General features: G+C 50.0%; 22 protein-coding genes. 13 read left to right on the forward strand and 9 right to left on the reverse strand.

What is annotated here, in order from left to right; translation table 11 throughout:
* Positions 1 to 89: 89 nt before the first annotated feature.
* Positions 90 to 449, reverse strand: a complete 360-nt coding sequence (locus FC20_RS02150; RefSeq protein ID WP_195837460.1) for a hypothetical protein — start codon at positions 447 to 449, stop codon at positions 90 to 92.
* A 189-nt stretch (positions 450 to 638) separates the two neighbouring features.
* Positions 639 to 1,565 (reverse strand): hypothetical protein, encoded by a 927-nt coding sequence (locus FC20_RS02155; RefSeq protein WP_008463569.1) that lies wholly within the window; start codon positions 1,563 to 1,565, stop codon positions 639 to 641.
* Between the two features lie 276 nt (positions 1,566 to 1,841).
* Here FC20_RS02155 and FC20_RS02160 point away from each other — a divergent pair, with 276 nt between their 5' ends.
* From FC20_RS02160 to FC20_RS02180, 5 genes are all read left to right on the forward strand, one after another.
* Positions 1,842 to 2,066, forward strand: coding sequence for a DUF1659 domain-containing protein (locus tag FC20_RS02160; RefSeq protein ID WP_008463567.1), 225 nt, complete (start codon positions 1,842 to 1,844; stop codon positions 2,064 to 2,066).
* Positions 2,067 to 2,130: 64 nt separating this feature from the next.
* A complete protein-coding gene (locus FC20_RS02165) occupies positions 2,131 to 2,370 on the forward strand; it encodes a DUF2922 domain-containing protein (protein ID WP_008463565.1) in 240 nt (79 codons plus the stop codon).
* A 246-nt stretch (positions 2,371 to 2,616) separates the two neighbouring features.
* Positions 2,617 to 3,846, forward strand: coding sequence for a glucosaminidase domain-containing protein (locus FC20_RS02170; protein ID WP_008463563.1), 1,230 nt, complete (start codon positions 2,617 to 2,619; stop codon positions 3,844 to 3,846).
* Positions 3,847 to 3,895: 49 nt separating this feature from the next.
* The gene (locus FC20_RS02175) at positions 3,896 to 5,560 is read left to right on the forward strand and encodes an SLAP domain-containing protein (protein ID WP_056945296.1); all 1,665 of its coding nucleotides are present in this window, start codon (positions 3,896 to 3,898) and stop codon (positions 5,558 to 5,560) included.
* Positions 5,561 to 5,684: 124 nt separating this feature from the next.
* Positions 5,685 to 7,523, forward strand: coding sequence for a monovalent cation:proton antiporter family protein (locus tag FC20_RS02180; RefSeq protein WP_008463555.1), 1,839 nt, complete (start codon positions 5,685 to 5,687; stop codon positions 7,521 to 7,523).
* A gap of 486 nt (positions 7,524 to 8,009) precedes the next feature.
* Here FC20_RS02180 and FC20_RS02185 read toward each other — a convergent pair whose 3' ends face one another.
* A complete protein-coding gene (locus FC20_RS02185) occupies positions 8,010 to 8,351 on the reverse strand; it encodes an ATP-binding protein (protein ID WP_008463554.1) in 342 nt (113 codons plus the stop codon).
* A 463-nt stretch (positions 8,352 to 8,814) separates the two neighbouring features.
* On the opposite strand from FC20_RS02185, the gene FC20_RS02190 reads away from it, so the two are divergent.
* Together FC20_RS02190 and FC20_RS02195 are read left to right on the forward strand one after the other, a co-directional pair.
* Complete coding sequence (locus FC20_RS02190) at positions 8,815 to 9,642, forward strand: sunset domain-containing protein (protein ID WP_008463551.1); 828 nt, start codon at positions 8,815 to 8,817, stop codon at positions 9,640 to 9,642.
* Positions 9,642 to 10,517, forward strand: coding sequence for a DNA/RNA non-specific endonuclease (locus FC20_RS02195; protein ID WP_008463548.1), 876 nt, complete (start codon positions 9,642 to 9,644; stop codon positions 10,515 to 10,517). Before FC20_RS02190 ends, FC20_RS02195 begins: the two co-directional genes overlap by 1 nt.
* A gap of 156 nt (positions 10,518 to 10,673) precedes the next feature.
* On the opposite strand, the gene cps2T is transcribed toward FC20_RS02195, so the two are convergent.
* The 6 genes from cps2T to FC20_RS02225 are packed head-to-tail and all read right to left on the reverse strand — an operon-like array spanning position 10,674 to position 16,162.
* Entirely contained in the window at positions 10,674 to 11,861 is a 1,188-nt protein-coding gene (cps2T, locus tag FC20_RS02200; RefSeq protein WP_338034783.1) for a beta 1-4 rhamnosyltransferase Cps2T, read from the reverse strand.
* Positions 11,862 to 11,867: 6 nt separating this feature from the next.
* Positions 11,868 to 12,503: a sugar transferase gene (locus FC20_RS02205; protein ID WP_008463545.1), complete on the reverse strand. Its 636-nt coding sequence runs from the start codon at positions 12,501 to 12,503 to the stop codon at positions 11,868 to 11,870.
* Positions 12,503 to 13,438: a DMT family transporter gene (locus FC20_RS02210; RefSeq protein WP_008463544.1), complete on the reverse strand. Its 936-nt coding sequence runs from the start codon at positions 13,436 to 13,438 to the stop codon at positions 12,503 to 12,505. The genes FC20_RS02205 and FC20_RS02210 overlap by 1 nt, the downstream gene beginning before the upstream one ends.
* Positions 13,439 to 13,456: 18 nt before the next feature.
* A complete protein-coding gene (locus FC20_RS02215; RefSeq protein ID WP_008463542.1) occupies positions 13,457 to 14,347 on the reverse strand; it encodes an NTP transferase domain-containing protein in 891 nt (296 codons plus the stop codon).
* Entirely contained in the window at positions 14,347 to 14,622 is a 276-nt protein-coding gene (locus tag FC20_RS02220) for a phosphotransferase family protein (protein ID WP_008463540.1), read from the reverse strand. The genes FC20_RS02215 and FC20_RS02220 overlap by 1 nt, the downstream gene beginning before the upstream one ends.
* A complete protein-coding gene (locus FC20_RS02225) occupies positions 14,570 to 16,162 on the reverse strand; it encodes a LicD family protein (protein WP_008463538.1) in 1,593 nt (530 codons plus the stop codon). Before FC20_RS02225 ends, FC20_RS02220 begins: the two co-directional genes overlap by 53 nt.
* Positions 16,163 to 16,464: 302 nt before the next feature.
* Here FC20_RS02225 and FC20_RS02230 point away from each other — a divergent pair, with 302 nt between their 5' ends.
* The 6 genes from FC20_RS02230 (at position 16,465) to FC20_RS02255 (ending at position 23,202) form a co-directional block, all read left to right on the forward strand.
* Positions 16,465 to 17,442 (forward strand): capsular polysaccharide synthesis protein, encoded by a 978-nt coding sequence (locus FC20_RS02230; RefSeq protein ID WP_008463536.1) that lies wholly within the window; start codon positions 16,465 to 16,467, stop codon positions 17,440 to 17,442.
* Positions 17,435 to 18,397, forward strand: coding sequence for a DUF6625 family protein (locus FC20_RS02235; protein ID WP_039944448.1), 963 nt, complete (start codon positions 17,435 to 17,437; stop codon positions 18,395 to 18,397). The genes FC20_RS02230 and FC20_RS02235 overlap by 8 nt, the downstream gene beginning before the upstream one ends.
* Before the next feature lies 1 nt (position 18,398).
* Positions 18,399 to 19,628 (forward strand): polymerase, encoded by a 1,230-nt coding sequence (locus FC20_RS02240; RefSeq protein WP_008461889.1) that lies wholly within the window; start codon positions 18,399 to 18,401, stop codon positions 19,626 to 19,628.
* Between the two features lie 40 nt (positions 19,629 to 19,668).
* Complete coding sequence (locus FC20_RS02245; protein ID WP_008461891.1) at positions 19,669 to 21,120, forward strand: flippase; 1,452 nt, start codon at positions 19,669 to 19,671, stop codon at positions 21,118 to 21,120.
* 105 nt (positions 21,121 to 21,225) lie between these two features.
* A complete protein-coding gene (locus FC20_RS02250; RefSeq protein ID WP_008461894.1) occupies positions 21,226 to 21,930 on the forward strand; it encodes an MIP/aquaporin family protein in 705 nt (234 codons plus the stop codon).
* Between the two features lie 99 nt (positions 21,931 to 22,029).
* Positions 22,030 to 23,202, forward strand: a complete 1,173-nt coding sequence (locus FC20_RS02255) for a MerR family transcriptional regulator (protein ID WP_008461896.1) — start codon at positions 22,030 to 22,032, stop codon at positions 23,200 to 23,202.
* Positions 23,203 to 23,377: the final 175 nt, after the last annotated feature.

A 23,377-nucleotide genomic window follows, 5' to 3' on the forward strand; every position in this document is an offset into this window, starting at 1 on the left:
GTAGTTAGATTTAACAAGTAAAAAAAGAATGCCATCAGACATTCTTTTTACTGTAATTTTCTTATATTTAGAGCAATTTTTCAAGTCTTTTAGGATAAACTGCTTTCGATCTTTGCCCGTTCTGCTTCATACCACTTGCTCCAGTCTTCGTAAGTGGTCATGGCTTCTGGGTCAACGCCGGTCTTTTCGGTCATCTTGTCCAAGATGGCTTGGAAGTTGTGGGCGTGGTCAACGAGTACGTGCTTTACCAGGTTCTTTCTAGTGAATGGCTGGTTGAGCAGCAGGTAGTGGTTGATGTTGACCATGTTGTGGTCGCTGTCAAATTCAGAAATGATTTCCAAATCGTCTCTTTCAAAAGAAGAAACGTAGAAGTTGGCGAAGTTTACCAGGTAAGCTGGTTGTTCTTCAACTTCGCGTGCGGGCATAGTTACGCGTTCAGGCTCAGGCATGACAATCTTGAGCAAGTCTTCGTTATCGCGGATTTTCTTTTCTTCAGCCAAAGTTGTAGCTCCTTTTTCCAATAAAAGTCCATAAAGTCAATAGTAATTTTAACGACTTTAGGCTCAGAAAGCAAGCACCAGCCCCCGAAAACTCGGGACCTGGCGCTGAAAAACGATTGATTTTTTCTAAAAAATTCCTTACTTGCTTGAGTTCAAGTAGCCTTCAACGTCGCTCTTGGTAATGGAGTCGATCGTGGTGTGGCCTTGACTGGAAGCATAGCGGAAGAGGTTGATCAAGTCTTGCGGACTCCAGCCGCTAGACCCAACGCCAAGGTTGTCCAATTGGTTGCGGATCTGCTGGGTATCCCGGCTCGTCACGGTTGACCCGTTGACCTTGTCGTTGCTGCTTTGGCTTTGGCCTTCAGCTTGGTTAGATGAGCTAGAGCTGGAATCAGCGCTAGAACTTGCTTTGTCTTTAGAACTGGACTTGGAGCTGGATGATGAGTCTTTTGAGCTAGAAGAAGATGATGAATCACTGTCATCGCTCTTGCTCTTAGCTTCTTTCAGCAGGCTCTTGACCTCAGAGCGCACCTTAGCGTAGTAGGCGCCGTTGATGTAAGGCAGGTCCAGGATCTTGCTGTAAGTCGAAGCGGCATCGCTGTAGTTGCCATCAGTCATGTCGCTAGCAGCCGACTTCAGCAGTGGCTTGATCTCGTGTTGGTAGTTGTCTAAGACGGCCTTCAAGGTCTTGACCAGCTTCTTGGCTTGAGTGGTCATTACAGAATAGCCGCCAGTTTGCTTTTGGGCCTTTTGGGCCAGATTAACTGCACTTTGATACTTGGTCGTGGTCTTGGCCAAGTTGACGGAATCAGCCAGGTTTTGGGCCTGGTCTTGGTAGTGCTTGGCCGTCTTCGTAGCTTTTACGTTGTAGGCTTGGCCAAACTGGTCAGCGGCTTTAGCGTATTTCTTAGCTTGGGCTGCATCCTTGCCGGCCTGCATGTAGGTCTGGTAGCTGGCAGAATTGTCGTTAGTAGAATTTGACTTGCGGCTGGCAAAGAAGATGCCGCCTCCGACTAACACTGCAGCAACTAGGGCAACGATGGACCATAGGGTTTTGCGTTTCATATTAGATGTTTCCTCCTGTTAGGTACTCATTATACCAAACTTTTTTCTGAGATCTTTTGCTTGAGAGATTTGTAATTGAAGCTTAAGAATTGGGAAATAAGCACTCCGAAAAACTTTTAAAAAAATTGGCAAAAAGTTGGCCGACTTTGCCATCTCAAATCGTTAGTGTAAGTGTAAGACAAAGGCGCCTGACTTACCCCCGCCGGAGAGGGAAATCTCCGATCCGATTATTTGATTGAATCCAATTAGCTAAATTAGAAGAAAAAGGAGCAAACCATGAATTTCAAGTTATCCAGCCAAAACATTCAATACACTTTCAAGGCCGATAAGTACAAGGGCGGGGAAATGACCCGCAGCTTAAAGGACGTCAAGCTTGACGCAACCCCGGACAGCCTGGTTAAGGTTGGCAAGGCCATCAGCGCCCTGCAAGGCGACGACCTAACGGAGCTTTGCCTCGTCCAAAAGCAGACCTTGAACGTGGCTGAAGCCGAAAACAAGTAATTTTTGACAAGCTGACTCTATACACGAAAACTAGATAAGATTTTTACCAAATAAGGAGCAAAAAATGACTACCACTACTACTGAATTGCAATTAACCTTCAAGTCCAGCGCCGGCAAGAAGAAGAACCTCAACTTCACTTCTGCCTTGCCAAACCTGACCGCCGACCAAGTCAAGGCCGCAGCCAGTGCCATCGCTGGCGAGAAGCTATTCGTCAAGGAAGGGGAAATCCTCTATGATGCACCGCTGTCTGCAAAATATATCGAACGCAACGTTACGACTGTGTTTGACGATAGTAATCATTAATGAGCTTTTAGGCTGCATCATCACCAAGTGTGAGTGCCTGAAGCAAAAACTAGTATCTTTAAGTAAGAAGGGCGGCCTGGCTGCCCTTTTTGCTTTTTAACTTTAAATTCTATTGCCGCAAAGGTGAATAAAACGCTTTTTTGCGGGTGAATATTACTTTTCCTTTACAGAATGTGAGTTCGATTGTAAGGGAGGGCGGAAGATCATACAATAGGATGTACCGCAGTTAAAATTAGGAGGAAATTAATGAAGAGAAGATTCATGACTGGACTTGCTACCGCAGCGATGTTGACCTCAATCGCCGTTCCAGTGACCAACAACTTGTCTTTATCCAATAATACCGTTCAGGCATCCGCAACTAGTGATGCCTTTTTGAGCAAGGTGGGGACGCAGGCGCAAAAGACTTCTAAGAAGTACGGCGTCTACGCCTCTATGATGTTAGCCCAAGCAGCTCTTGAATCCAGCTGGGGCAACTCAACTTTGTCCACGCAAGCCTACAACTTCTTTGGCATGAAGGCTGGTACAGCCTGGACCGGGGCGACTTACGCCGCTCGGACGGCTGAACAGGATTCAAAAGGTAAGACTTATTACATCAAGGCTGCTTTTAGAAAGTACTCAAGCTACCAAGCTTCTTTTGACGACTATGGCTTGAAGATGCGAACGACTTTGGGCGGGACGGGCCTGCGCTACAGCGCCACTTGGCTGGAAAATGCCTCTAGCGTATCAAAAGCCGCTGACGCGATCAAGGCTGCCGGCTACGCTACTGACGTTAACTACCCATCAAAATTGAAGCGGCTGATCAAAACTTACAACTTGACCAAGTACGACCCAGTCGTTTCTAAGACCTCTTACAAGGCCAAGATCGTCAAGTCTGGCTCAGCCTACCTGTACCCAACTGACCACTCAGTTTCCCCGAAATTGAGTACGATTACGGCTGGCCAAATCGTGACGGTTACCAAGACCTTTACCTACTACAATGGCACTAAGCGCATGTACTTGAAGGGTTTAGGCTGGGTGAATAGCGATAGCTTGACGACCAGCTCTTCTCAAGCGCCATCAGGCAACACCAGTGCTAATCCGGCAACTGACTCTCAAACCAGTGCAACCGGCCAAGCCAAGACCCTGATGCATGGCGCTGCTATTTATAACAGCAAGGGCAGCCGGACCAAGGCCAAAACCGTTAAGGCCGGCACCAGCGTGACGACTTTTGGCAAGGTAACCATCAACGGCGCCAGCTACTACCGGGTTAACGCCGCTAGCGCCAACCAGTTCATCAAGGCTACCAACTTTGATGGGACTAGCAAGAAGCTGAAGCACAACGCCTACCTCTACAATGGTCAAGGCAAGCGAATCAAGACTGCCAAGAAGTGGCTGAAGAGGTCTAAGCACACCGTTTACGGCGGGACCGTCAAGATCAAGGGCAAGTACTACTACGTTGTTGGCTTAAACCGATACGTCAAGAAGGGCAACTTTTAGTAGATAGCCTAAATTTTTAGGATAAAAGGAAAAGAGAAAGAGCAAACACATGAAATTTAAGCGTCTTTTAGTATCCATGCTGGCCGTGGGTGCTTTGACCTTTGGCTTTGCCGGTCAAGCACAAACGGCTAGCGCATCGATCAACAGCGATGCTAAGAAAAAGACTTATAGCGGGACCAAATACCTGAAAGATCTGCTAAAGGCTGCGGGGATGACTTACAACCAGTTCAACAGCGTGGCCAACGGCAAGAAGTACGGCAGCCGCTTTGGCTACCGCAAAGGGGTCGGCAAGCCAGAAGGGGTGGTCGTTCACGAAACGGCGACGCCAGGTGCAACTGCCTGGGATGAAGGCCGCTACTTCAACAACAACTGGATGACGGCTTATACCTACGTCCACGCGGTTGTCGACAACACCAAAACCATCCAGCTGATGTCAACCGACTACGGAGTTTGGGGGGCAGGTCCAATTGCCAACAAGCGCTATATCCAGATTGAACTCTGTGAAGTTTCAACCCGGTCCCAGTTCGTGCAAAGCGTGGCCAACGATGCCTACTATATTGCCACTCTTTTGCACAGCTACAACTTGACCCCTTCCCGGGCAAACAAGAACGGGTCAGGTACCATCTGGTCCCACAATGAAGTCTCGCAGTACCTGGGCGGGACTGACCACGGGGATCCGGACGGTTACTTTGCTAAGTGGGGCTACTCCATGAGCAAATTCTACAGCTTGATTACTTACTACTACAACAAGCAAGCTGGCTCAAGCTCAAAGAGTTCTTCATCCAGCTCTAGTTCTAAGAGTTCTTCATCCAGCTCTAGTTCTAAGAGTTCTTCATCCAGCTCTAGTTCTAAGAGTTCTTCATCCAGTTCTAGCTCAAGCAGCTCTAGTTCTAAGAGCTCCTCATCCAGTTCTTCTAGCCAAAAGCCAGCCAGTCAGGCAGCTAACGCTGTGAAGAAGCAAGTAATGCGGAACTCCTACACTTACAACTCAGCTGGCCAAAAGCAAAGCACCAAGGCCATCAAGGCTGGCAGCTACTTGACGGTTTACGGCAGCGCCGTAACCATTGGCAATAGCAAGTACTACAAGTACGGCGACAACAAATACGTGAAGGCCGGCAACATCGATGGAACCGCCAAGACGGTGACCCACAATGCCTACGTCTACACGATCAAGGGGACCAGAGACTGGACCTCAGCCAAGCTGATCAAGGGCGCAAGCCAAGCTACCTACGGCAGCCAGGTGACGATCAAGGGCAAGAAGTACTACATGATCGGCTTTAACGCCAAGGGCGAAGCCAAGTACGTGAAGGCTGGCAACTTTGTAGTTCGGGAAGTCGGTCTGAAGAAGCGGCTGATGCGGAATACTTACACTTACAACGGTCGGGGCCAAAAGGTCACTTCTATTGCTAAGTTCAAGGCTGGCAGCTACCTGACGGTTTACGGCAGCGCCGTAACCATTGGCAACACCAAGTTCTACCGCTACGCTACGAACAAGTACGTGAAGGCCGACAGCATCGATGGCACGGTGAAAACCTTGAAGCACAATGCCTACGTCTACTCAGCTGCTGGCAGCCGGATCAAGACCGAAGCTACTCGGAAAAAGTGGACGCGAGTTACGGCCTACGGCTCAGCTGTCACCATCAAGGGCAAGAAGTACTACATGATTGGCTTTAGCGGCAACACCGCTTTGTACCTGAAGGCTGGCAACTTTTAGTTAAAAAACAAATCAACAGAAACAAAGCAGAAACGGATTCAGAAACTCTGAGTCCGTTTTTCTTTTTTCACTTTTAATAATTGGTATAATAGATAAAACTCTTAATTTAGGAAGAATGATCTGAATGAACGGATTGTCATTACTCTTAACGACCTTCCTGGCCCTGGTGATTCCCATCGTCATGGCCCGCTTCAAGGTCACGACCGTGCCAACCGCGGTCGCCGAAATCATTGTCGGCATTATCATGGGCCAAAGTGCCCTCAACCTAGTTACCATCAACTCCCAGCTAACCTTTTTGTCCAACTTGGGGGTTATCATCTTGATGTTTCTGTCCGGGATGGAAATCGACTTTGACTTACTGAAACCCAGCCGGACCAACCGGTCTAGAAAGTCGGAAGCCGGCAAGGAGGTTAAGCCGCTCTTAGTGGCTGGCCTGGCCTTTGTCGGAGTGGCCGTTTTTGCCGTGGGTCTGGCCTTGATCATGAAGGCGATGGGCCTTTTCAGCGACGTCGCTTTAGCCACCATCATCTTTATGACGGTGGCCCTGGGCGTGGTCATTGCCACCTTAAAGGAAAAGGAAATCCTCAGCCGGCCGATTGGGCAGACGGTGCTCTTAACCGCGGTTTTAGGTGAAGTAATACCGCTTTTGCTTTTAACCATTTACTCCTCCATCAATGGCGGGGATGCCAAAAAGCTCTGGCTGATCGTCTTGCTCTTTGCAGCGGCCATTTTCTTATTGAGACGGTTCAAGCAGCCATACAACTGGTTTAGCCAAGTAACCAAGGCTACCACCCAGCTGGACATTCGGCTGGCCTTTTTCCTGATTTTTGCCTTGGTGACAGTGGCTGAGCAGGTGGGGGCCGAAAACATCCTTGGGGCCTTCTTGGCCGGGATGGTCATGAAGCTGTTAGAGCCCAGCCAAGCCACGAAAGACAAGCTGACTTCGATTGGCTACGGCTTCTTTATCCCCATCTTCTTCATCAAGACTGGGGTCAACCTAAACTTGAAGCTGCTCTTTGCCAATCCCCAGGCCCTGGCTCTTTTGCCGGTCCTGGTCATCTGCTTCTTCTTGGCCAAGGCCCCAGTTACCCTGGTTTACATGCGCTACTTTAACAAGCGGAATGCCTTTGCGGGCGGCTTTTTAACGGCAACGACCATTACCATCGTCTTGCCAACCCTGCAGGTAGCGCGCAAGCTTAAGGCCATCACCAGCACCCAGTCCAGTGCCTTTATCCTGGCGGCGGTTATTGTCTGCATCGTCTGCCCGATCGTCTTTAACTCGACCTTTAAATTGACGCCAGCTGACAAGATCAAGGAAAAAGTTACGATCCTTGGCCTCAACACTCTGACAACCACGGTTTTCCAGGACCTACACGATTCCTGGTACTCAGTGGAGATGCTGACATGCAAGGAAGAAAACTACAATACCTATAAGAGCAAGATCAAGCAGCTGCAGCTTTTACCAGATGCAAGTCCTGCTACCATCGAAAAAGAGGACGGCTTTGACACGGACATTTTCGTTGCCGCCTACCACGATGACGAGATCAACTATAAAGCTGCCTTAGCGGCCAAGCGGGCCGGGGTCAAGCGGGTCATTGCCCGCCAGCGCCAGGCCCAGGCCGATGTGGTCGACCAACTGCGGGATGAAGGGATCGAAGTTTTTGCCTTTAACAACGTCAGAGGCGCCATGCTGAGAGCCCTGATCGAGTCGCCAGCCGTTTACCGGATCATTACCGACACCAACAATGCCCTTTACGACGTTGTGGTTAAAAATCCGCTCTATACCGGCCGGATGCTGATGGACTGGGACTTCATCGATGAAATCACTGTTTCGCGGATTCGCCGGGGCAACAAGTGGATTTCCCCGCACGGGTCCACGGTGATTGAACCGGGCGATGAACTGGTCTTCAGTGGCCCTTGGCGCGATGCTGACCGGATCCACCAGATTTTGAGTCAGAAGTAATGTAAAACAAAGCATACTAATCTAGTGTTGGATGATTACTCGACGGAGTAGTCGTTCAACACTTTTTCTTTTACTATGTAAAGTGGAGATGAAGCCAATGCCGTGCGCCTTTTGGACACATGATGTCGTAAATGGTTAGTAGATGTTGATGGATATGATTACAACAACTTTGACTTGAATTGGTTGTCAAGATGCTCTGGGGGACTTCTGAAGAAACTGGCTGAGAAACCAATTGTTCGTGAGAATGTTGCCAAAGAAGTTAAAAAACAGTTTTTTATAGAACTTTAGATAGTCAAGAATTGAAAATATATATGAAATATTTTGCCGAAAAAGTCGCGTGAGTGACGAACAGCTTTTTAGCCAAATTGATGATAGGTGACAAAATAGGGATGCAGTCCAATAACGGATTGCATCCCTGTTTCACATGTAAAGCCGTTTCGCCATCTCTGCTGGCAGCCCAGCTAAGCAGAACTTTATCTTTCTAGGCTAGCTCACAAACATAACGGTAAGGGAGAACCAGTTGTTTTTGACGCTCAAGTTTGTGGTGGCGTTGTAACGCTTGGCGATCTGCTCAATGCTCCTCAGGCCGTAGCCGTGGGGGCGGCTGGTATCTTTCTTGGTGCTTTCTGGCAGGGCACCATTTTCCAGTTTAGGCTGGGCTTCAGTATAGTTGCGGATATTATAGATGACCAGATTTTCCTTTTGCGTGATCCGCAGATCAATTAGCCGCTTCTCCGGGTCAGGGATCTTGCTGACAGCTTCAATAGCGTTATCCAGACTGTTGCCCAGCAAGCTGCAGAGGTCCATGGTATCGATTTGGTCCAGCAAGCGGCCGGCGCGTAGTTACCCGCTTGTACCAAGTGGCCAAGAAGATCTATGCCTTTAACTAGGAAAATAGGGGGTTGGAGTTGAGCCAAAATTATGAACCAAAAGTTCATAGGGGAGACACCCCCGTTCACACATCCTAGTTTTGAGATTGATAGTCTCGATGTGCCTCTTGATTGCAGCACACTTAACATAGTACAATATAGATACCACGATTATGAACCGGAGTTCACATCTGATGTGCAAGAAATGGTACCAGCTGATTACTTGTGCCGAACCGGTTGGGGCGCTTAATAGGCGCTCTTTTTTTATGCACTTTTTCTGAACCAACTACTCGTTCTTTCTACAAGGAGTCTTTTTCTCTTTACATGCGTGCTATAATGTAAAGTCTGAGTGTCTAAGTGGGAGCTTCGGCACTTAGCTGTTTAATCGTGTGTTTTTTGAGGAGGAAGAGATGAGGATATTTATGGCCGTATTATGGCCCATATTGCTAGTAGCATCTGCTGCTATGGCGACGATCAGCTATCGTAAGAAAAAATCTGGTAAGGCTGATAAAGATTACTATTCAGTTAGAGGGTGGGGCAGCTTTGCCTTTTTGTCCCTGCTAGGCGTTATGATGAGCTATCTGCCGTTAGAAATTTCAAGTGTAGGCGGATGCCTCTTTATTGCCGCTTTTGTTCTGATGTATTTTGCCTACAGTAAAAAAGAACACAAGTTAAAGGTACAAAAGGCAACCGCCTGGTTCTTGCTGGCCCTTTCTTTTGTGACTGTCGGTGTTGGCAGCGTAGCAGCGGAAGAATACGGTCCGCGGACCAAAGTCGTGGTTAAGTATACTGGCGCTAAGGAATACCAACGGGTAAAAGAAAAGAATGCTGCGCTGACTTCTGCCAAAAAGGCCGCCTTGTTGGCCTACGCGCCTCTGGCTAAGAAGGTTAAGAAGCTGGAAGCCCAGGAAAAGGCAGAAAAAGAAGCAGCCGCAAAGGCTAAGCGGGAACAGGAAAAGCAGGCAGCTGAAGCTAAGAAGGAGGCTGAAGCTGCCCGTAAAGCCGCGGAAAAGCAAGCTGCTGCCGCATCAAGTGCCAGAGATTCAAACACTGATGACTCAGCTGATACTTCAAGTGACCAGCGCGGTGATATGAACACGGCTGACTCTCAGAAAATTGTTGGTAATGTCAACTCAAAAATTTATCATGTCCCTGGCCAGGCCGGCTACCGTATGAATTCGTCAAACGCTGTCTACTTCAACAGTGAAGAAGAAGCGCAGAGAGCAGGTTACCGGAGGGCTAAGAGATAATGAAAAAGAAAAGAATGATTTTTGCTGCTGGCGCGGTTGCTCTGCTTTTTGCCGTGACATCTACCAAGCCGGTTGATTCCCAGAATTATCCAAAGATTACTGTTAAGACCAAGCGGGTCAATAAGTATAAAGATAAAATCGAAGACTACGAGTCCGATAATCTTACTTTAAAAGATGAGACTGATCTTATTAAGGATAAGACTGAGGAAGCTAAGGAAAAGCTGGCCAAAAAGCCGGGTAGTAAGACCAGCCAGACTACGTCCACGAAAGAAACGGCTTCTGCTAAGTCAAAGCAAACTGATCTGGCATCCCTGACTTATAGCGGACAACTGTCTACTGAAGTAAATAACAACCAACCAGACTTCAGCCAAAGTGACCTGTCAACCAGCCGCGGTGCCTGGCAAACCTACGGCAATCTGGACAGCTTGAACCGGGCGACTACGGCCAATGCAATGCTGAATCAGTCCCTAATGCCGACTGCTAAAAGAGAACCTCTGCACTGGGATCCAACTGGCTGGCACAACAAGCGGATTTCCAGCGGCTGGCTCTATAACCGGAGTCACTTGATCGGCTACCAGCTGACTGGACAGAATAACAACCCGAAGAACCTAATTACTGGTACGGAAGAAATGAACGTATCGGGGATGCTGCCATACGAAAATGAAGTAGCTGACTATTTGAAGGAATCTTCAAGCAACTACGTCCGCTACCGGGTTAAGCCAATCTTTAAAGGCGATGAGCTTCTGGCCCGCGGCGTTCAAATGGAGGCCAAGTCTGTTGGCAGCAACGCGGTTTCCTATAACGTCTATGTTTTTAACGTCCAGCCCGGTGTTGTTTTGAACTACAGCGATGGTACCAGCCGGGTACAGAATTAAATAGCATAGAAAAAAGTTCTCTGTAACTGTTAGACTTCACTTCTAACAGAGCGGAGAACTTTTATTTTTTATGGGCTTTAATTCCTAGTAAACGATATGCCTTACACTAAATAGCATCAGTAAGACCCGCACCCAATCACGGATGCGGGTCTTCGTCTATTTCAGCCACAATTCCTCATATTCCCCGGCGATCGCGGGCCAGCTGTAGGCCTGGGCGACCCGTCTTTGAGCTGCTTTGCCAAAGTCTTCGACTGCCTGCTGGCTGAAGGATTCAACCTTTTCGATTAACCGCCGCAAACTCCCTGGCTCCTTGGTCCAGTAAAGACCAGCCTGCCTGGCGACTTCTTGATTGAAGCCGACGTCGTAAAGCAGGTTCAGCTTGGTGCTGCTGAGACTCTCCAGAAGTGACGGATTGGTTCCGCCAACTGAGTGCCCATGCAGGTAGGCGTAGGCGTTCTCCCGGATCTTTTTGAGCAAGTCTTGGTTATAAACCGTACCCACGAATTTGATCCGGGGATCTGCCTTAAAGTGCAATTTTTCCTCCAGTTTTGCCAAAAAGCGCTCGTTGGCCGTGGTGATAATGGCCAAATCCTTTCGGCTCTTGCTGGCCATAAATTCCCTAATCATCGTCTCAAAATTATTTTCCGGCACAAATCGGCCCACGATCAAGTGGTAGTTCTTAACCTGTAATTTTTTCTCCTGCAGCCAGTCAGTAAAAAGCTGGTCGCTGTCGTCTAAGGGACTCGCCGCCAGCTGACTGCCGTAAGCAATAAAGGCAGTCTCTGGCCGGTACTTGCCGTAATTTCTTAAAATATAGCGCTCAATCTCAATTGAATCGCAGATGACCTGGTCGCTATGCTTAACCATCAGCCTTTCTGATACCTGCCAGTACTTGCGGACTGGCCAAGGCCACTTGCCTCGCCGCCATTCATGTCCGTCCGGGTTAATGAAGACCTGTCCGCCTAAGCGGTGGATCTGCCTGACGTATGTCTTCATAAATGGTCCAATCCGGCAGGCCAAGATGTAAAAAATTGGCGCCGCCAAATTATGCCGTTTACAATAAGCAATTCCATAGCGGAGGGCTGCCAGGTCATAATAGATCGCCTGAGCTGGGCCCAGCTTTTCCGGTACCCGGATCTTAAAACAATTTGCCCCCCGGTACTTGAAGCGGATCCCGCCGCCTTCCATGGCGCCATCCCCGTTTTCCTTGCAAGCTACATGGTATTGGATCTTTTCATGATTCGCGTGCTGGTTCAAGAGCTGCTGGACAAAGCTTTCATAGCCCCCGTAAGAAGCTAGCCCTTTGGAACCGATAATGAATACGTGTCTCTCTTTCAGAAAAATTCCTCCTTACATCCCAGTTGGCCTAAAGATCAGGCCAATCGTTTTAACCATCAACCGCAAATCTAGCCACAGGGACCGCTGGTTGATATACTTGATATCTAATTGCACCATCTGGTCAAAATCTCCATCGTTCCGGCACTCCACCTGCCAAAGGCCCGAGCAGCCCGGCTTGACCAATAATCTCTGCCAATCATAGTCGCTGTACTGCCTGGCTTCTTCCGGTAGGGGTGGCCTGGGCCCAATCAAGGCCATCTCGCCCCTCAGCACATTGACCAGCTGGGGCAGTTCATCCAGGCTGTAGCGCCGAATCATCTTCCCAATCTTGGTTATCCGGGGGTCGTCTTTGATCTTAAACATGGCACCCGCAATCTCATTTTTCTCCAGTAAATCTTTCTTCATTTGGTCCGCCCCCTCGATCATGGAGCGGAACTTCCAGATTTTAAAAGTCCACCCCCCTTGGCCCAGCCGGGTCTGCGAGTAAAAAATGGGCCCGCCGTCTTCTAATTTTATTTTTACTGCCAAATATAAAAAGAGGGGAGAGAAGAGGGCTAATCCCAGGCTGCTCAGGCCCAAATCCAGCACCCGGCTGCTTGCCCGGTAGACCGGGTTCCCTCTTACTTTTTGGTAATTGATTTTTTCCATCAGTTATCACCTCGCTTAAACAAAGCCCGCCAGTCCGCCGCCGTCAAAATACTGCCGGCAAAAACCAGGCAGGCAAAAAAGATGGTCTGCCAGTTGACCAGGTCCCAGCCACCCGCCAGGACTGTAAAGAGAAAGGCCCAGGCCGCGTAGGTCACGTTCAAGGCCATCGCCTTGCTGGGACCCACTTGCTCAATAGCCTTGTAGTAACAGAAGTAAGAAGCCGTGGCCAGTCCGCTGGCGCCGACAAGTAACAGGCCCAGCTTGCTTGGCCCCTTAGTGACTATCTCGCCTAAAAAGCCGCCTGCCTGCAAAGCTGTAACCAACAGCATCCCCGAAACAGCCGCTGCCGCGGTCTGCCTGATCTGCAGGGCCTGCCTGGTCTTGATCCCGCCCTTAAAGGACTTGGCCAAAATCACTGCTTCCAAGCCCCAGCCGCCGGCGCACATGATCGCGCAGGCCAGGCCTAAGATCAGCTTGTCGCCTGTCAGCTGCCCGCTGTAACTCAAGCCATAAACTCCGGCCAAACTTGCCAAAAGGCAGAGCCAGCGAAAGAGCGACAATTTCTCACCCAAGATCAAGTAGGCCAAGACGGCCCCGACGGCTGGGAAGATGGCGCAGGCCACGGCCCCAAGGGCTGGTCCCATGAACTTGACGGCTAAAACATAGCCGCTCATCCCGACTGGACCGCCCACCGCCGCGGCTAACACAATCCACCAATAGTCCTTGCGCCACTTTTTCCAGGTAGAAGCCTGCCCTGCCACTAGCCTTTGCCCCCACAGCCAGAAGCAGGAGAGGGAGTCGTGGAAAAAAGCGCAGACAAAGGGGGCTAAAAAGGCAGCCTCCAGGTCCCGGTTGAAAAGGGGGACAGTCACCGCCCTGCTTAAGAGCAGGGTTGCCGCCGCCCAAGTGATGCCAGCCATAATTCCCGCTAACATAATCGCCTTCCTTCCTATTTAATAAGGATGACCCAGCCGCTGGCAGCGGATGACCCGGCCTAGCTGGTAGAGGTAGCAGTACAGTCGTCCGTTATGGCGGAAGTGAAAGCCAATTGCCTCATTGCTCCGGCCTTTGATAGGCTTGATCTTGTCGATGCGCTCTTCTTCGGTAGCTAAGAAATGGGCGCACTTTTTGAGGATATGGGACCGGGAGTCCTTTTGATAGGAGTGGTCAAAGTTCCGCAATTCCTCCAGACTGTCGAATTCCTTGATATAGCCGGCCGGGAACCTGGCCAGGCGCATCTTGAGCTGGCCTAAATTTTCGGCTAGAATCTCTTCCCAGAACTTGCCGGCTATCGCTTCTCGCTTTTGGGCCATAATTTGGAAAAATTTCCGGGAAAAGTCCTCGCTCCAAAAGGCATGGCCCAGCATGTACCAGGAATTTTTGGCAAAAGTGGTCACCTGCTTAATGTAGCCGTCTTGGTCTGTCGAGATGCCCCATTCCGCAGTTTCGCCCTGGCTGTACTGACCGGCGTAGTAGCTGCCCGCTTTTTCCAGGCCCAGGCGAAAAGGGTTGGTCAAAAAATAATTATCAGCCGAGCAGATGAAGCTGTTTTTGATTACCTTCCGGGCCAGCCAGAGACTGGCTGCACTGTTTTGCCGGGCATAGGCGGGATTGTCGATCAGGCTTACCCCGTACTTGCCCTTTAAGTAGTAAAACTGCTCTTTCTTGTAGCCGGTGACGATGTAGATTTGGCCAAGCCCGGCTGCTTTAAGCTGGCGGATTTGCCGCTCAAGCATGACTTCTCCCTTGACCTCGATCAGGCCCTTGGGCTTTTCATAAGACAAGGGAGCAAAACGGGCCCCGGCCCCTCCGGCCAAGATTACCGCGTTATCGGCTCTTGTCATCAGGCCACCCCCCTTCTTTTCAAAGCTCTTGCCGCGTACTCTTTGGCATAGCGGTACTGCCTGCGCCCATAAGGGGCTAAAGCTTGCTCAGGCTGGAAGGCCTCGCACCAGGTCGACCAGAGCAGGCCGCAGATGGCCATGTAGCAGTAGATCTTGGTCTTGATATCTTCCGGGCACTTTTGGCCAAAATATAAATCCAGCAGCTGATCAAGTTCGGCTTTTTCATAGCCGGCGTAGATGACGAACATGGTCAAATCCACGTGGGGGTCCTGCATCCCCGCGTATTCCCAATCGGTTAATTGCAGCTTGCTTTGCCCGCCTTCTTGGTTTGTCGGCCACCGGATCCAGGTGGGTCAGGCAGAGCTCTTTTGGCACCGTGTCCAGGTATGGCTTTAAGCTGAAAACCTTCGCTTTAGTCTCTTGGTAGTCTGGAAAAAGCGACGGCCGGGTTCCCCGCAACTTTTCGTAATGGTTGATCTGGGCAAAAAGATCGAAATTATGCGGAACTTCGATCCTTGCCTGGTGCAGGCGCTTAATCTGCTTGGTCCAGCTGATTAAGTCCTGCTTTTTCCTTGGGTCGCAGGGCCGGGCCTTTGGCAAGAAGGGGCTGAGCTTGAAGCCCGTTTCTGGATCCAGGTAAAGGGGAGAGTCGCAGAAATTGTAGGGCTGGATGGCCTGGTAGACCGCTGCTTCTTGGACCCGGTCGATGATTTGGTGCTTTGGCCTGGGCTGTCTAAAGTGGTAGCTTTTTCCGTCATAGTCTAGGCGGAAGGAGTAGTTGGTCATGCCTTTAGTTAAAGGCACGAAATTCAGTTCATCAGGGTCAGCTTGGAAAAAGATGGCAATCGTCATGACTGCCCGCTGACTTAAGTAGGACATGTGGTCACCTTCTTTTTCTAAAAAAACTCGTGATATATCTTGTCCTAACAGCTTAGCATGGCTGATGGATAAGATAAAATGATATCTTTTAATCGAAAGCAAAATTTTGCTTATAGTTAAAAGGCTATTGAGGATAAATCTTATAGTCGTGGTGGGGCTGGCGGTCCGTAGCCGGAGGCAATTCCTGGTAGTTTCCGTAATATTCCTGCAGGATAGGTTCCGGCTTGACTGGGATGCGGAAAAAGGAACCGGCAAAGGGCACATACTTGCCTTCCCCAAAGCATTTTTTGTCCAGCAGGTGGGGGCCAGCATCGGCCAAGCGGGGACGCCAACTTTTTGCGCCCCGTCTTTTGTTTTGGCCAAAATAATCTGCTGGATTTTCTCATCAACTGCTTGGGCAAAGTTCTCCCCCCAAACCCAGTCGACCAGCCCTTGGTAGAGGCGGTGGACGGATCGGGTCAAGCAGTTCTGGGGCCAATTGGCCGCGTAGGCATAGTAGGCCATGTTGACCAGCTTGCAGCGGTGGTAGAGCTGACGGGCAACCGGATAGGAAGAACCGTTTTCGTCCAAGGGGTAGATGTCGGTGAAGACGCCCGCGGGGAATTGCTCGCTTGGCTTGGTTGAGACGAACTCATAGTCCTGGTTGCTAAAGCGGGCCAGGCCATAGGGATAGCCAGGGGTGTTCTCCCGGTTGACGATCCGGTAAGGAGTAGGAAGAGCGTGCTCGCAGTAGGCGATGAAGGCCTCATAGTCCCGCCGGGGCATCCAGATGTCGGTGTCATCGTCCCAAGGAATGAAGTCCTGGTGGCGAACGGCGCCTAAGAGGGTTCCATAGGCCAGGTAGTAGGTCAGGCCCTGCTCTTGGCAAATCCGGTCGATTATCTTGAGATTCTCCAGTTCGACTGCTTGGATCTCGTTAAGTGTGAGTTTTCGCATGTTTTCCTCCTTCAAGATTTGTGTTTAGGGTTTGTAGTCAAATAATTTAACAGGCTAAAATATGGCCCGTCAAGTCTGAAAAGCTTAAGAAATTCTTTCCCACTCGTGCAAAAAAGTCCGCTATATTTCTGAAAAATCAATTTATTCCTATTAGGAGAAGGGCGGGAATTGACGGGAAATTTTTTTCACAAAATATTAAAAAAATAAGCGTGAGAGTCGTAAGGCTGGGAATGACCCTTGTACAGGTTTGCACTTGTATGCTAATTTATTGCTTACAAAATTTCACGCAAAGGAGATGACCAATGAAAACACGTGATTTGCGCAAGCTCATTCAAAAGCAGGGGGGCTGGGACCTAATCCGTCAGTACGCCGCATCCGGCAACCTCCCCTTGGCCGCTGGCCAAATACTACTCTTAGGGACTAAGGAAAAGGCCCTGGAGATTCTCCGCCTCAGTGCCCAGTACCGGGTCAAGGAGAAGTTGGCCAAACGCTATAAGAAAGAGCTTGATCATTTAGTTAAGCTGCATGGTGGAGAAGACAAGGAAGAAGTAAAAGAAGACCAGCCCTATATCTGGTTTTGTTGGCTGCAAGGCTTATCAGCGGCTCCGCCAGTTGTCAGAAACTGCTACAGATCGGCTTTGGCGGCTTACGCGGGGAAGGGGAAGGTTACCTTGATCACGGCTGACAACTACCGGGACTATGTGTTTTTTCCGCCGGAAATCCAGGCGAAAATTAAGCGCGGAATCATAACAGGCGCCCATTTGGCTGACTTGATCCGGCTGGAGCTCTTGATCAATTACGGGGGAATTTGGACTGATGCGACTGTTTTTTACAGTGGGGATCTGCCAGATTACCTCTTCCAAAACCGCCTTTTCGCCTACCAAATTGTCAAGCCGGGCCGGGACGGCCAAGCCATCCCCATGTCCAACTGGCTCCTGGCTTCGCCGAAAAGAAACAGACTGCTGTTGATTACTCGGGACCTGCTCTATGCCTACTGGGAAGAGCATGACAAGTTGCTTGACTACTATATTTTCCACATCTTTTTCCAGCTGGCGGCCGAGGCCTGTCCCAAAGATTGGGCGTCAGTTCTGCCGGTAGACAGCGGAGCTCCCCACCTCTTGGGCCAGCGCTTGTTTGAGAAATATGATCCGGATTTTTGGCAGGCGATTAAGGCTCAAAGCAGTATCCACAAGCTGTCTTACAAGTTCCCGCCGGGGATGTTTTTGCGAAAGGGAACTTATTTTGCCAAAGTTGTGGCGCAAGGAGGTAAAAATGGCTAAAAGCAAGAAACTGGCCCTGGTAATTTGTTACTTTGGCCCCCTGCCGGCTTATGCGGACTTATTCTTTAGGTCGGTTAAGGCGAATCCAACGATTGACTTTATTTTGGCGACTGACCAGCTGGTTAAAAATCCCCCGGCCAATCTTCAGGTCAAGTATTTGACCTTAGCGGATTTGCGGGAGAAATTTCAAAAGAAGCTGGGCTTTGCCATCCGCCTGCATGCCCCTTACAAAATTTGCGACTACCGGCCGGCCTTTGGCTGGCTCTTGTCTGACTGGCTGAAGGACTACCGCTATTGGGGCCACTGCGACTTAGATCAAGTCATGGGGGATTTGGAGAAGTTTTTGCCAGAAAAATTGCTGGAAAAGTACGACAAGGTTTACCAGCACGGGCATCTGACGGTCTTTCGCAATACCTTGACCAACAACCTCCGCTTCGTGGCCAAGGGCGGGCTGAACTACCGGCAAGTTTTCCAGACGGACCTGCCCTGCGTCTTTGATGAGGTGGAAGGAATCCAGAAGAAGTTTGCCAGGCTAGGCGCCAAGTGCTGCCTGAAGCGGGATTTCGCGGATATTTATTCCTGGCGCGAACAGATGAAAAGAACTACGTCATATTTGTCGAGGCGGGAGAAAAAACGGCTCAATAATTTTTACCAGCTCTTCTTTTATGAAAAAGGCCGGGTGTACCGGGCCTACTTTGCCGGCGGGAAGATGAACTATGAAGAGCTGGCCTATCTGCATTTCCCCAAGCGGCAGATGCGGCAGAACTTTTACCAGACTGATTCCTACTTTATCGGCAAGGATGGCTTTTACGCTAAAGAACCTGGCTTCAACGTGACCATGGGAGAGATCAAGCGCTATAACGGCTTCAGCCTAGCTGGGGAGGCCCGGGTGAAGCTGGCTTATTGGACCTTCATCTGGAGCCGGCGATACCGCAAGTACGTCCTTAAGCGCTAATATGGTAGTTCGCCTGCGCCGGCAGAACCTGGTCACGGTTTATTTGACCTGGCAAATGGCCTGCTTTGCCTGTTTGAACCAACTTTTCTCCTTGCCTTTGGCTGATAGCCAGGATGAACTTTTAGCCATTTTTTGCCTGATCGGGATTGTCTGGGCACTATTGACGAGGCGGCTGACTAAAGAAAAAGAGTGGCTTTTCTTACAAAGCTGCTTTGCCTTGGGCTTGGTGGAAAGCCTGGGGATAATTTCTAACGGGATGTCGGACATAATCGGCGGGATGCCAGTACTAGTCGACGCTTTTAAGCTGGTCAAGCTGCCTTTGGTCCTTTTCTACGTCAGCTGTGTCCTCCGTCCTTGGGAAAAAAGGACGCTGGCCTGCAACCTGCTTTTGGTCAGCAAAGCCTTTATCCTCCTGGCCTTCCTCGGCGGACTTATCAATTTAGTGGTCGATGTTGGTTTTAGCTACGACCTGCGCTACGGGATCCGGTCCTACAAGTTCATCTATGAGAACCCGGCCGCCTTAAATGAGGTCCTGCTGGTCTCATTAGTGCTGATCATGCTGGCTGAGAAAATTAAGGGGGAAAATAAGCGCGGACTTAGGCAGATCAAGTTTTGGCTCTGTTTATACCTGGCGGCGGTGGTGATGACCTTGCGGGCTGGCGGGATCGGGGCCAGCGGGATTTTGCTTTTGGTCCTGCACTTTGAGAAAAAGGGGATCCGGCTGACTTGGAGAAAAGGCGTCAGCGCTGCCTTTGTGGCTTTTGGCCTAGGTTATCCCCAGGTAAAGGAGTACTTTTTTAGCGAAACGGTCAGGTCGAAATTGCTTAGGCATTCCTTGATCGTTCTGCGGGACTGCTTTCCCTGGGGGAGCGGCTTCGCGACCTACGGGTCAGATCAGGCCTTTAAGCATTACTCCCCCCTATATGTCCGCTTTGGTTTCCACCATGACTACGCCTTAGCCCAAGAGACGGGCTTTGCCATGAATGACAACTTCTGGCCCATGCTTTTGGCCCAGTTTGGCCTCTTTGGGGCTTTCCTATATGTGTACTGGTTATTCGTCCAGCTGGGTTACTGCGTCAAAAAAGCTCCGCCAGGCCAGCCGCGGGCCGGGGCCTTGGGCCTTGTGGCCTTTTTCCTGATCAGCTCGGCAGGCAACCCGATTTTCACTAGCGCTTCGGGAGTCTTTTTGGCAATTGCCTTGGGCTTGACCAGTGAATTTTTGAAAAAGTAACAGGAAAAATAGTGATAAAAAAGCAGAGAGAAGGTGACAGATGGATAAAAGAGAAAGAAAGACAAAATCCCTCTCCCGCAACGCCTTGGCCAGCGGCCTGCAGACGGGGACCCGCCTAGTTTGCGCCCTGGTAACTTACCCCTATTTGGCCAGGATCTTGCGGGTTGACCAACTGGGTCAATATGACTTTGCGGCTACGGTTGTCAGCTGGGCGGCGCTAGTGGCGGGCCTTGGCATCTATACCTACGGGGTCAGGGAGGGGGCAAAAAAGCGGGATAACCCGGAAGAGCTGTCCCGCTTTGCTTCTGAAGTGCTGGTCATCAACCTGGCCTCGACCTTGCTGGCTTACTTGGGTCTGGCTGCCTGCCTCCTTTTTTCCAGCAAGCTAAGGGAATATGGACCGCTGATTTGGACCTTGAGTACTAGCATTATTTTTACCACCCTGGGCTGCGAGTGGCTCTACGCGGTTCACGAGGAATATGGCTACCTGGCCTTGCGCAATATCTGCTTTCAGATTTTATCTCTGATCCTGCTTTTGACATATGTCAAGGACGAGGGCGACCTTTTGCTATATGCTTGGACTACGGTCATTGCCAGCGCCGGGGCCAACTTGGTCAACTTTATCAGATTGCGTAGGTATTGCATCTGGTCTTTGACCTGGCGCTTTTCTTGGCAAAAGCACCTCCTGCCGATCTTTGTCTTATTCGCCAACGCCCTGGTTAACCTGCTTTATGTAAGCGCGGATGTAGCCCAGCTGGGGGTAATGACCAGCGACTATTATACGGGCCTGTACTCGGTGGCCAGCAAGGTTACGGCCCTGCTTAAGCAATTGTTAGGCGCTGTCATTGTTGTTACCGTGCCGCGCCTGGCTTGCTTATACGGGCAAAAGGGAGGGGGATTTTTTGTAAAATTGGCCCGGCAGATCGGGGACTTACTGCTGACGCTAGCTTTGCCGGCATCCTGCGCCTTGTTTGTTTTAGGCGAGGAGGTCGTCATTTTAACCGCGGACTTAGATTTCGCGCCGGCCGCGGGTGCCATGAAGCTTCTGGGTCTGACCCTGGTCTTTTACCTTTTAGCATGGTTTTACATGGCAGCTGTCTTGGTGCCGGCCCGGCAGGAGAAGGCGGCTTTGCTGGCGATCAGCCTTGCTTCTGTGGTCAATGTTGGTTTGAACTTCCTGCTGATCCCGGCTTTTAAGGAAAAGGGAGCAGCGCTGGCAACTCTGCTGGCGGATATAGTGACTTGCTTGGCTTGTTACTTTTTGGCGAAAAGACCGACCCGAATTTTGCCCAGCGGCAAAAAGTTGGCCAGCAGCCTGCTCGGTTGCCTTTACGTCTATCTGGTTTGCCAGGCTGTTTTAGCTCAAGAACTAGGGCCGGCAGCGACGGTCGGTTTGGCGGCATTGCTGGCAATTCCTGGCTACTTTGTGATTTTGTATTTATGCGGCAACCGAATCTGGCTGGAATTTAAGCACGGAGGTAGCCAAGAGTAAGGAAATGGCTTGCAGAGATAAGTTTGCTAAAAAAACACTTGTCGCCTCTGCAGCGCTTGCATTATAATATTGATACTAGATAAAAATAGAAAAGGAAGAATAATGATGAACGGATTTTTAGGCGAGTTCTTAGGAACGATGATTTTAGTTGTGCTGGGGGTCGGCTGCGGGGCTGGCATCAGTTTGAATAAGGCTTACGCCAAGGGGCAGGGCTGGCTCTTTGTCACCCTGGCTTGGGGGATGGCCGTCACCTTTGGGGTTTACGTGGCGGGGCAATTTGGCTCCCAAGGCCACCTCAACCCGGCAGTAACGCTTGGTTTCGCGGCCTTTGGCTTTTTCTCTTGGAGCCAGGTAATGCCATACTTATTAGGACAATTCCTAGGTGCCTTTGTCGGGGCGGCTTTAGTGATTTTGCACTATTACCCGCACTTTAAGGCAACGAAGGCTGATGAAGGCAATAGCGTAGGGATCTTTGCGACTGGACCAGCTATCAGCAATCCTTTCTTCAACTTCTTGAGTGAAATGATCGCAACTTTTGTCTTTATCTTCACCTTGCTTAACTTGGGCAACTTTACTCAAGGATTAAAGCCATTAATCGTTGGTTTTTTGATCATGGTGGTTGGCCAAGCTTTGGGTTCAACGACCGGCTTTGCCTTGAATCCAGCCCGGGACTTCTCACCGCGTCTGGCTTACGCGATTTTGCCAGTGCCAAACAAGGGTGGGGCTAACTGGGCTTATGCCTGGGTGCCAGTTTTAGGCCCAATTGCCGGCGGTCTGTTGGCCAGCGGCTTGCAAGCTTTGTTAAAGTAGAAGAATCAGACTAAAAAAGTACCCTCGAACTCTGGCCAGAGCTCAAGGGTATTTTTGCTTTTAAAAACTCGCTATACTAAAAGGCAGAAAGGAGTCGCCATGACAAACTATTACACTTCAGGCGAATTTGCCAAGCGGGCCCACGTGTCCGTCAGAACGATCCGCTACTACGACCAGCAGAATTTGCTCAAGCCCTCGACCCGGAGTAAGGGTGGGGCCAGGCGCTATAGTGACGCTGACTTTGCCAAACTTCAGCAGATCCTGCTCCTAAAGTACCTGGGCTTTTCCTTAGGAGAAATCCGGGGGCTGACCCTGGGGACGAATGACCGCCAGCGCCTGCTGGATTCTCTTCAAATCCAGCGCCGGTTGGTAGAGGAGCGGATCGAGGAGATGACGGCTGTTGAAGCTGCCATCAACTCAACTACCCAAACTCTAGAAGCCGGCCGGCCAGTTGACTGGAGCCAGATGCTTAAGCTGCTCAATGTCTCGGTTATGACCCAGAGCCTCAAGACCCAGTATCAAAACGCTACTAATATTTCTGCCCGGATCCGCCTGCACCGGGACTATTCTCTCAACCATGAGGGCTGGTTTCCCTGGCTCTTTAGGCAGTTGGACCTGGCCCCAAATTTGAAAATTTTGGAAATTGGCTGCGGCAATGGGGAACTCTGGGCTGCTAACCATGCCCACTTGCCGGATAATTGCGAAATTATCTTGACTGACATTTCCGAAGGGATGCTGGCTGACGCCAAAAAAGAAATTGGTGAAGATGACCGCTTTTCTTATCAGCGTTGCGACGCTGCTCAGCTGCCCTTTGCAAGCGAAGAGTTTGACTTGGTAGTTGCCAACCACATGCTGTTTTACTGCAGCAATATCCCCCAAGTCTTAAAGGAAGTCCGCCGGGTCTTGAAAAAAGGCGGCCGCTTTTGCGCCTCAACTTATAGCAAGCGCCACATGCACGAAATTACCGACCTGGTTCAAGATTTCAACCCCCAAATCGTCTTGTCTTCTGTTAAGCTCTATGACAAGTTTGGCTTGGACAATGGAGAAGAGATCTTGGCTCCCTTTTTTGACCAAGTGACCTGCCGGCGCTATGAAGACGCGATTGAATTAGATGTGGCGGAACCGGTCATCTCTTATATCTTGTCTTGCCATGGCAACCAGACTGCCTTGCTTTTAGACCGCTACCAGGAATTCAAGCAATTTGTTGAAGAGCAAGTTGCTGGCGGCTTTCATATCAGTAAAGATGCTGGGGTCTTCATCTGCTGCAAATAGGGGGTAGCTGTGCAGGTGATGAATATCGCCTTGGCTGCGTAATTTTTCCATCTCAAGTCCTTAAAGCTTTTTAAAAAACGACAGTTATTTTATTTTCTCTATTGAAGGTGACGTAACGTAATGTTTTATACTCTAAGTCAGCAAGTAAAAATGATTAGTTGAACTTGGAGGTTCA

Source organism: Lactobacillus equicursoris DSM 19284 = JCM 14600 = CIP 110162, assembly GCF_001434815.1.
GTDB classification, from domain to species: domain Bacteria; phylum Bacillota; class Bacilli; order Lactobacillales; family Lactobacillaceae; genus Lactobacillus; species Lactobacillus equicursoris.

Excerpts from the sequence above, each read along its gene's own strand:
- FC20_RS02220 (WP_008463540.1), bottom strand. The coding sequence starts at position 14,622 with ATGCAGGACCCCCACGTGGATTTGACCATGTTCGTCATCTACGCCGGC.
- FC20_RS02250 (WP_008461894.1), top strand. The coding sequence starts at position 21,226 with ATGAACGGATTTTTAGGCGAGTTCTTAGGAACGATGATTTTAGTTGTG.
- FC20_RS02215 (WP_008463542.1), bottom strand. The coding sequence starts at position 14,347 with ATGACAAGAGCCGATAACGCGGTAATCTTGGCCGGAGGGGCCGGGGCC.
- FC20_RS02195 (WP_008463548.1), top strand. The coding sequence starts at position 9,642 with ATGAAAAAGAAAAGAATGATTTTTGCTGCTGGCGCGGTTGCTCTGCTT.
- FC20_RS02225 (WP_008463538.1), bottom strand. The coding sequence starts at position 16,162 with ATGCGAAAACTCACACTTAACGAGATCCAAGCAGTCGAACTGGAGAAT.
- FC20_RS02170 (WP_008463563.1), top strand. The coding sequence starts at position 2,617 with ATGAAGAGAAGATTCATGACTGGACTTGCTACCGCAGCGATGTTGACC.
- FC20_RS02155 (WP_008463569.1), bottom strand. The coding sequence starts at position 1,565 with ATGAAACGCAAAACCCTATGGTCCATCGTTGCCCTAGTTGCTGCAGTG.
- FC20_RS02235 (WP_039944448.1), top strand. The coding sequence starts at position 17,435 with ATGGCTAAAAGCAAGAAACTGGCCCTGGTAATTTGTTACTTTGGCCCC.
- FC20_RS02190 (WP_008463551.1), top strand. The coding sequence starts at position 8,815 with ATGGCCGTATTATGGCCCATATTGCTAGTAGCATCTGCTGCTATGGCG.
- FC20_RS02165 (WP_008463565.1), top strand. The coding sequence starts at position 2,131 with ATGACTACCACTACTACTGAATTGCAATTAACCTTCAAGTCCAGCGCC.
- FC20_RS02205 (WP_008463545.1), bottom strand. The coding sequence starts at position 12,503 with ATGGAAAAAATCAATTACCAAAAAGTAAGAGGGAACCCGGTCTACCGG.
- FC20_RS02150 (WP_195837460.1), bottom strand. The coding sequence starts at position 449 with ATGCCTGAGCCTGAACGCGTAACTATGCCCGCACGCGAAGTTGAAGAA.
- FC20_RS02240 (WP_008461889.1), top strand. The coding sequence starts at position 18,399 with ATGGTAGTTCGCCTGCGCCGGCAGAACCTGGTCACGGTTTATTTGACC.
- FC20_RS02210 (WP_008463544.1), bottom strand. The coding sequence starts at position 13,438 with ATGTTAGCGGGAATTATGGCTGGCATCACTTGGGCGGCGGCAACCCTG.
- FC20_RS02245 (WP_008461891.1), top strand. The coding sequence starts at position 19,669 with ATGGATAAAAGAGAAAGAAAGACAAAATCCCTCTCCCGCAACGCCTTG.
- FC20_RS02180 (WP_008463555.1), top strand. The coding sequence starts at position 5,685 with ATGAACGGATTGTCATTACTCTTAACGACCTTCCTGGCCCTGGTGATT.
- FC20_RS02160 (WP_008463567.1), top strand. The coding sequence starts at position 1,842 with ATGAATTTCAAGTTATCCAGCCAAAACATTCAATACACTTTCAAGGCC.
- FC20_RS02175 (WP_056945296.1), top strand. The coding sequence starts at position 3,896 with ATGAAATTTAAGCGTCTTTTAGTATCCATGCTGGCCGTGGGTGCTTTG.
- FC20_RS02255 (WP_008461896.1), top strand. The coding sequence starts at position 22,030 with ATGACAAACTATTACACTTCAGGCGAATTTGCCAAGCGGGCCCACGTG.
- FC20_RS02230 (WP_008463536.1), top strand. The coding sequence starts at position 16,465 with ATGAAAACACGTGATTTGCGCAAGCTCATTCAAAAGCAGGGGGGCTGG.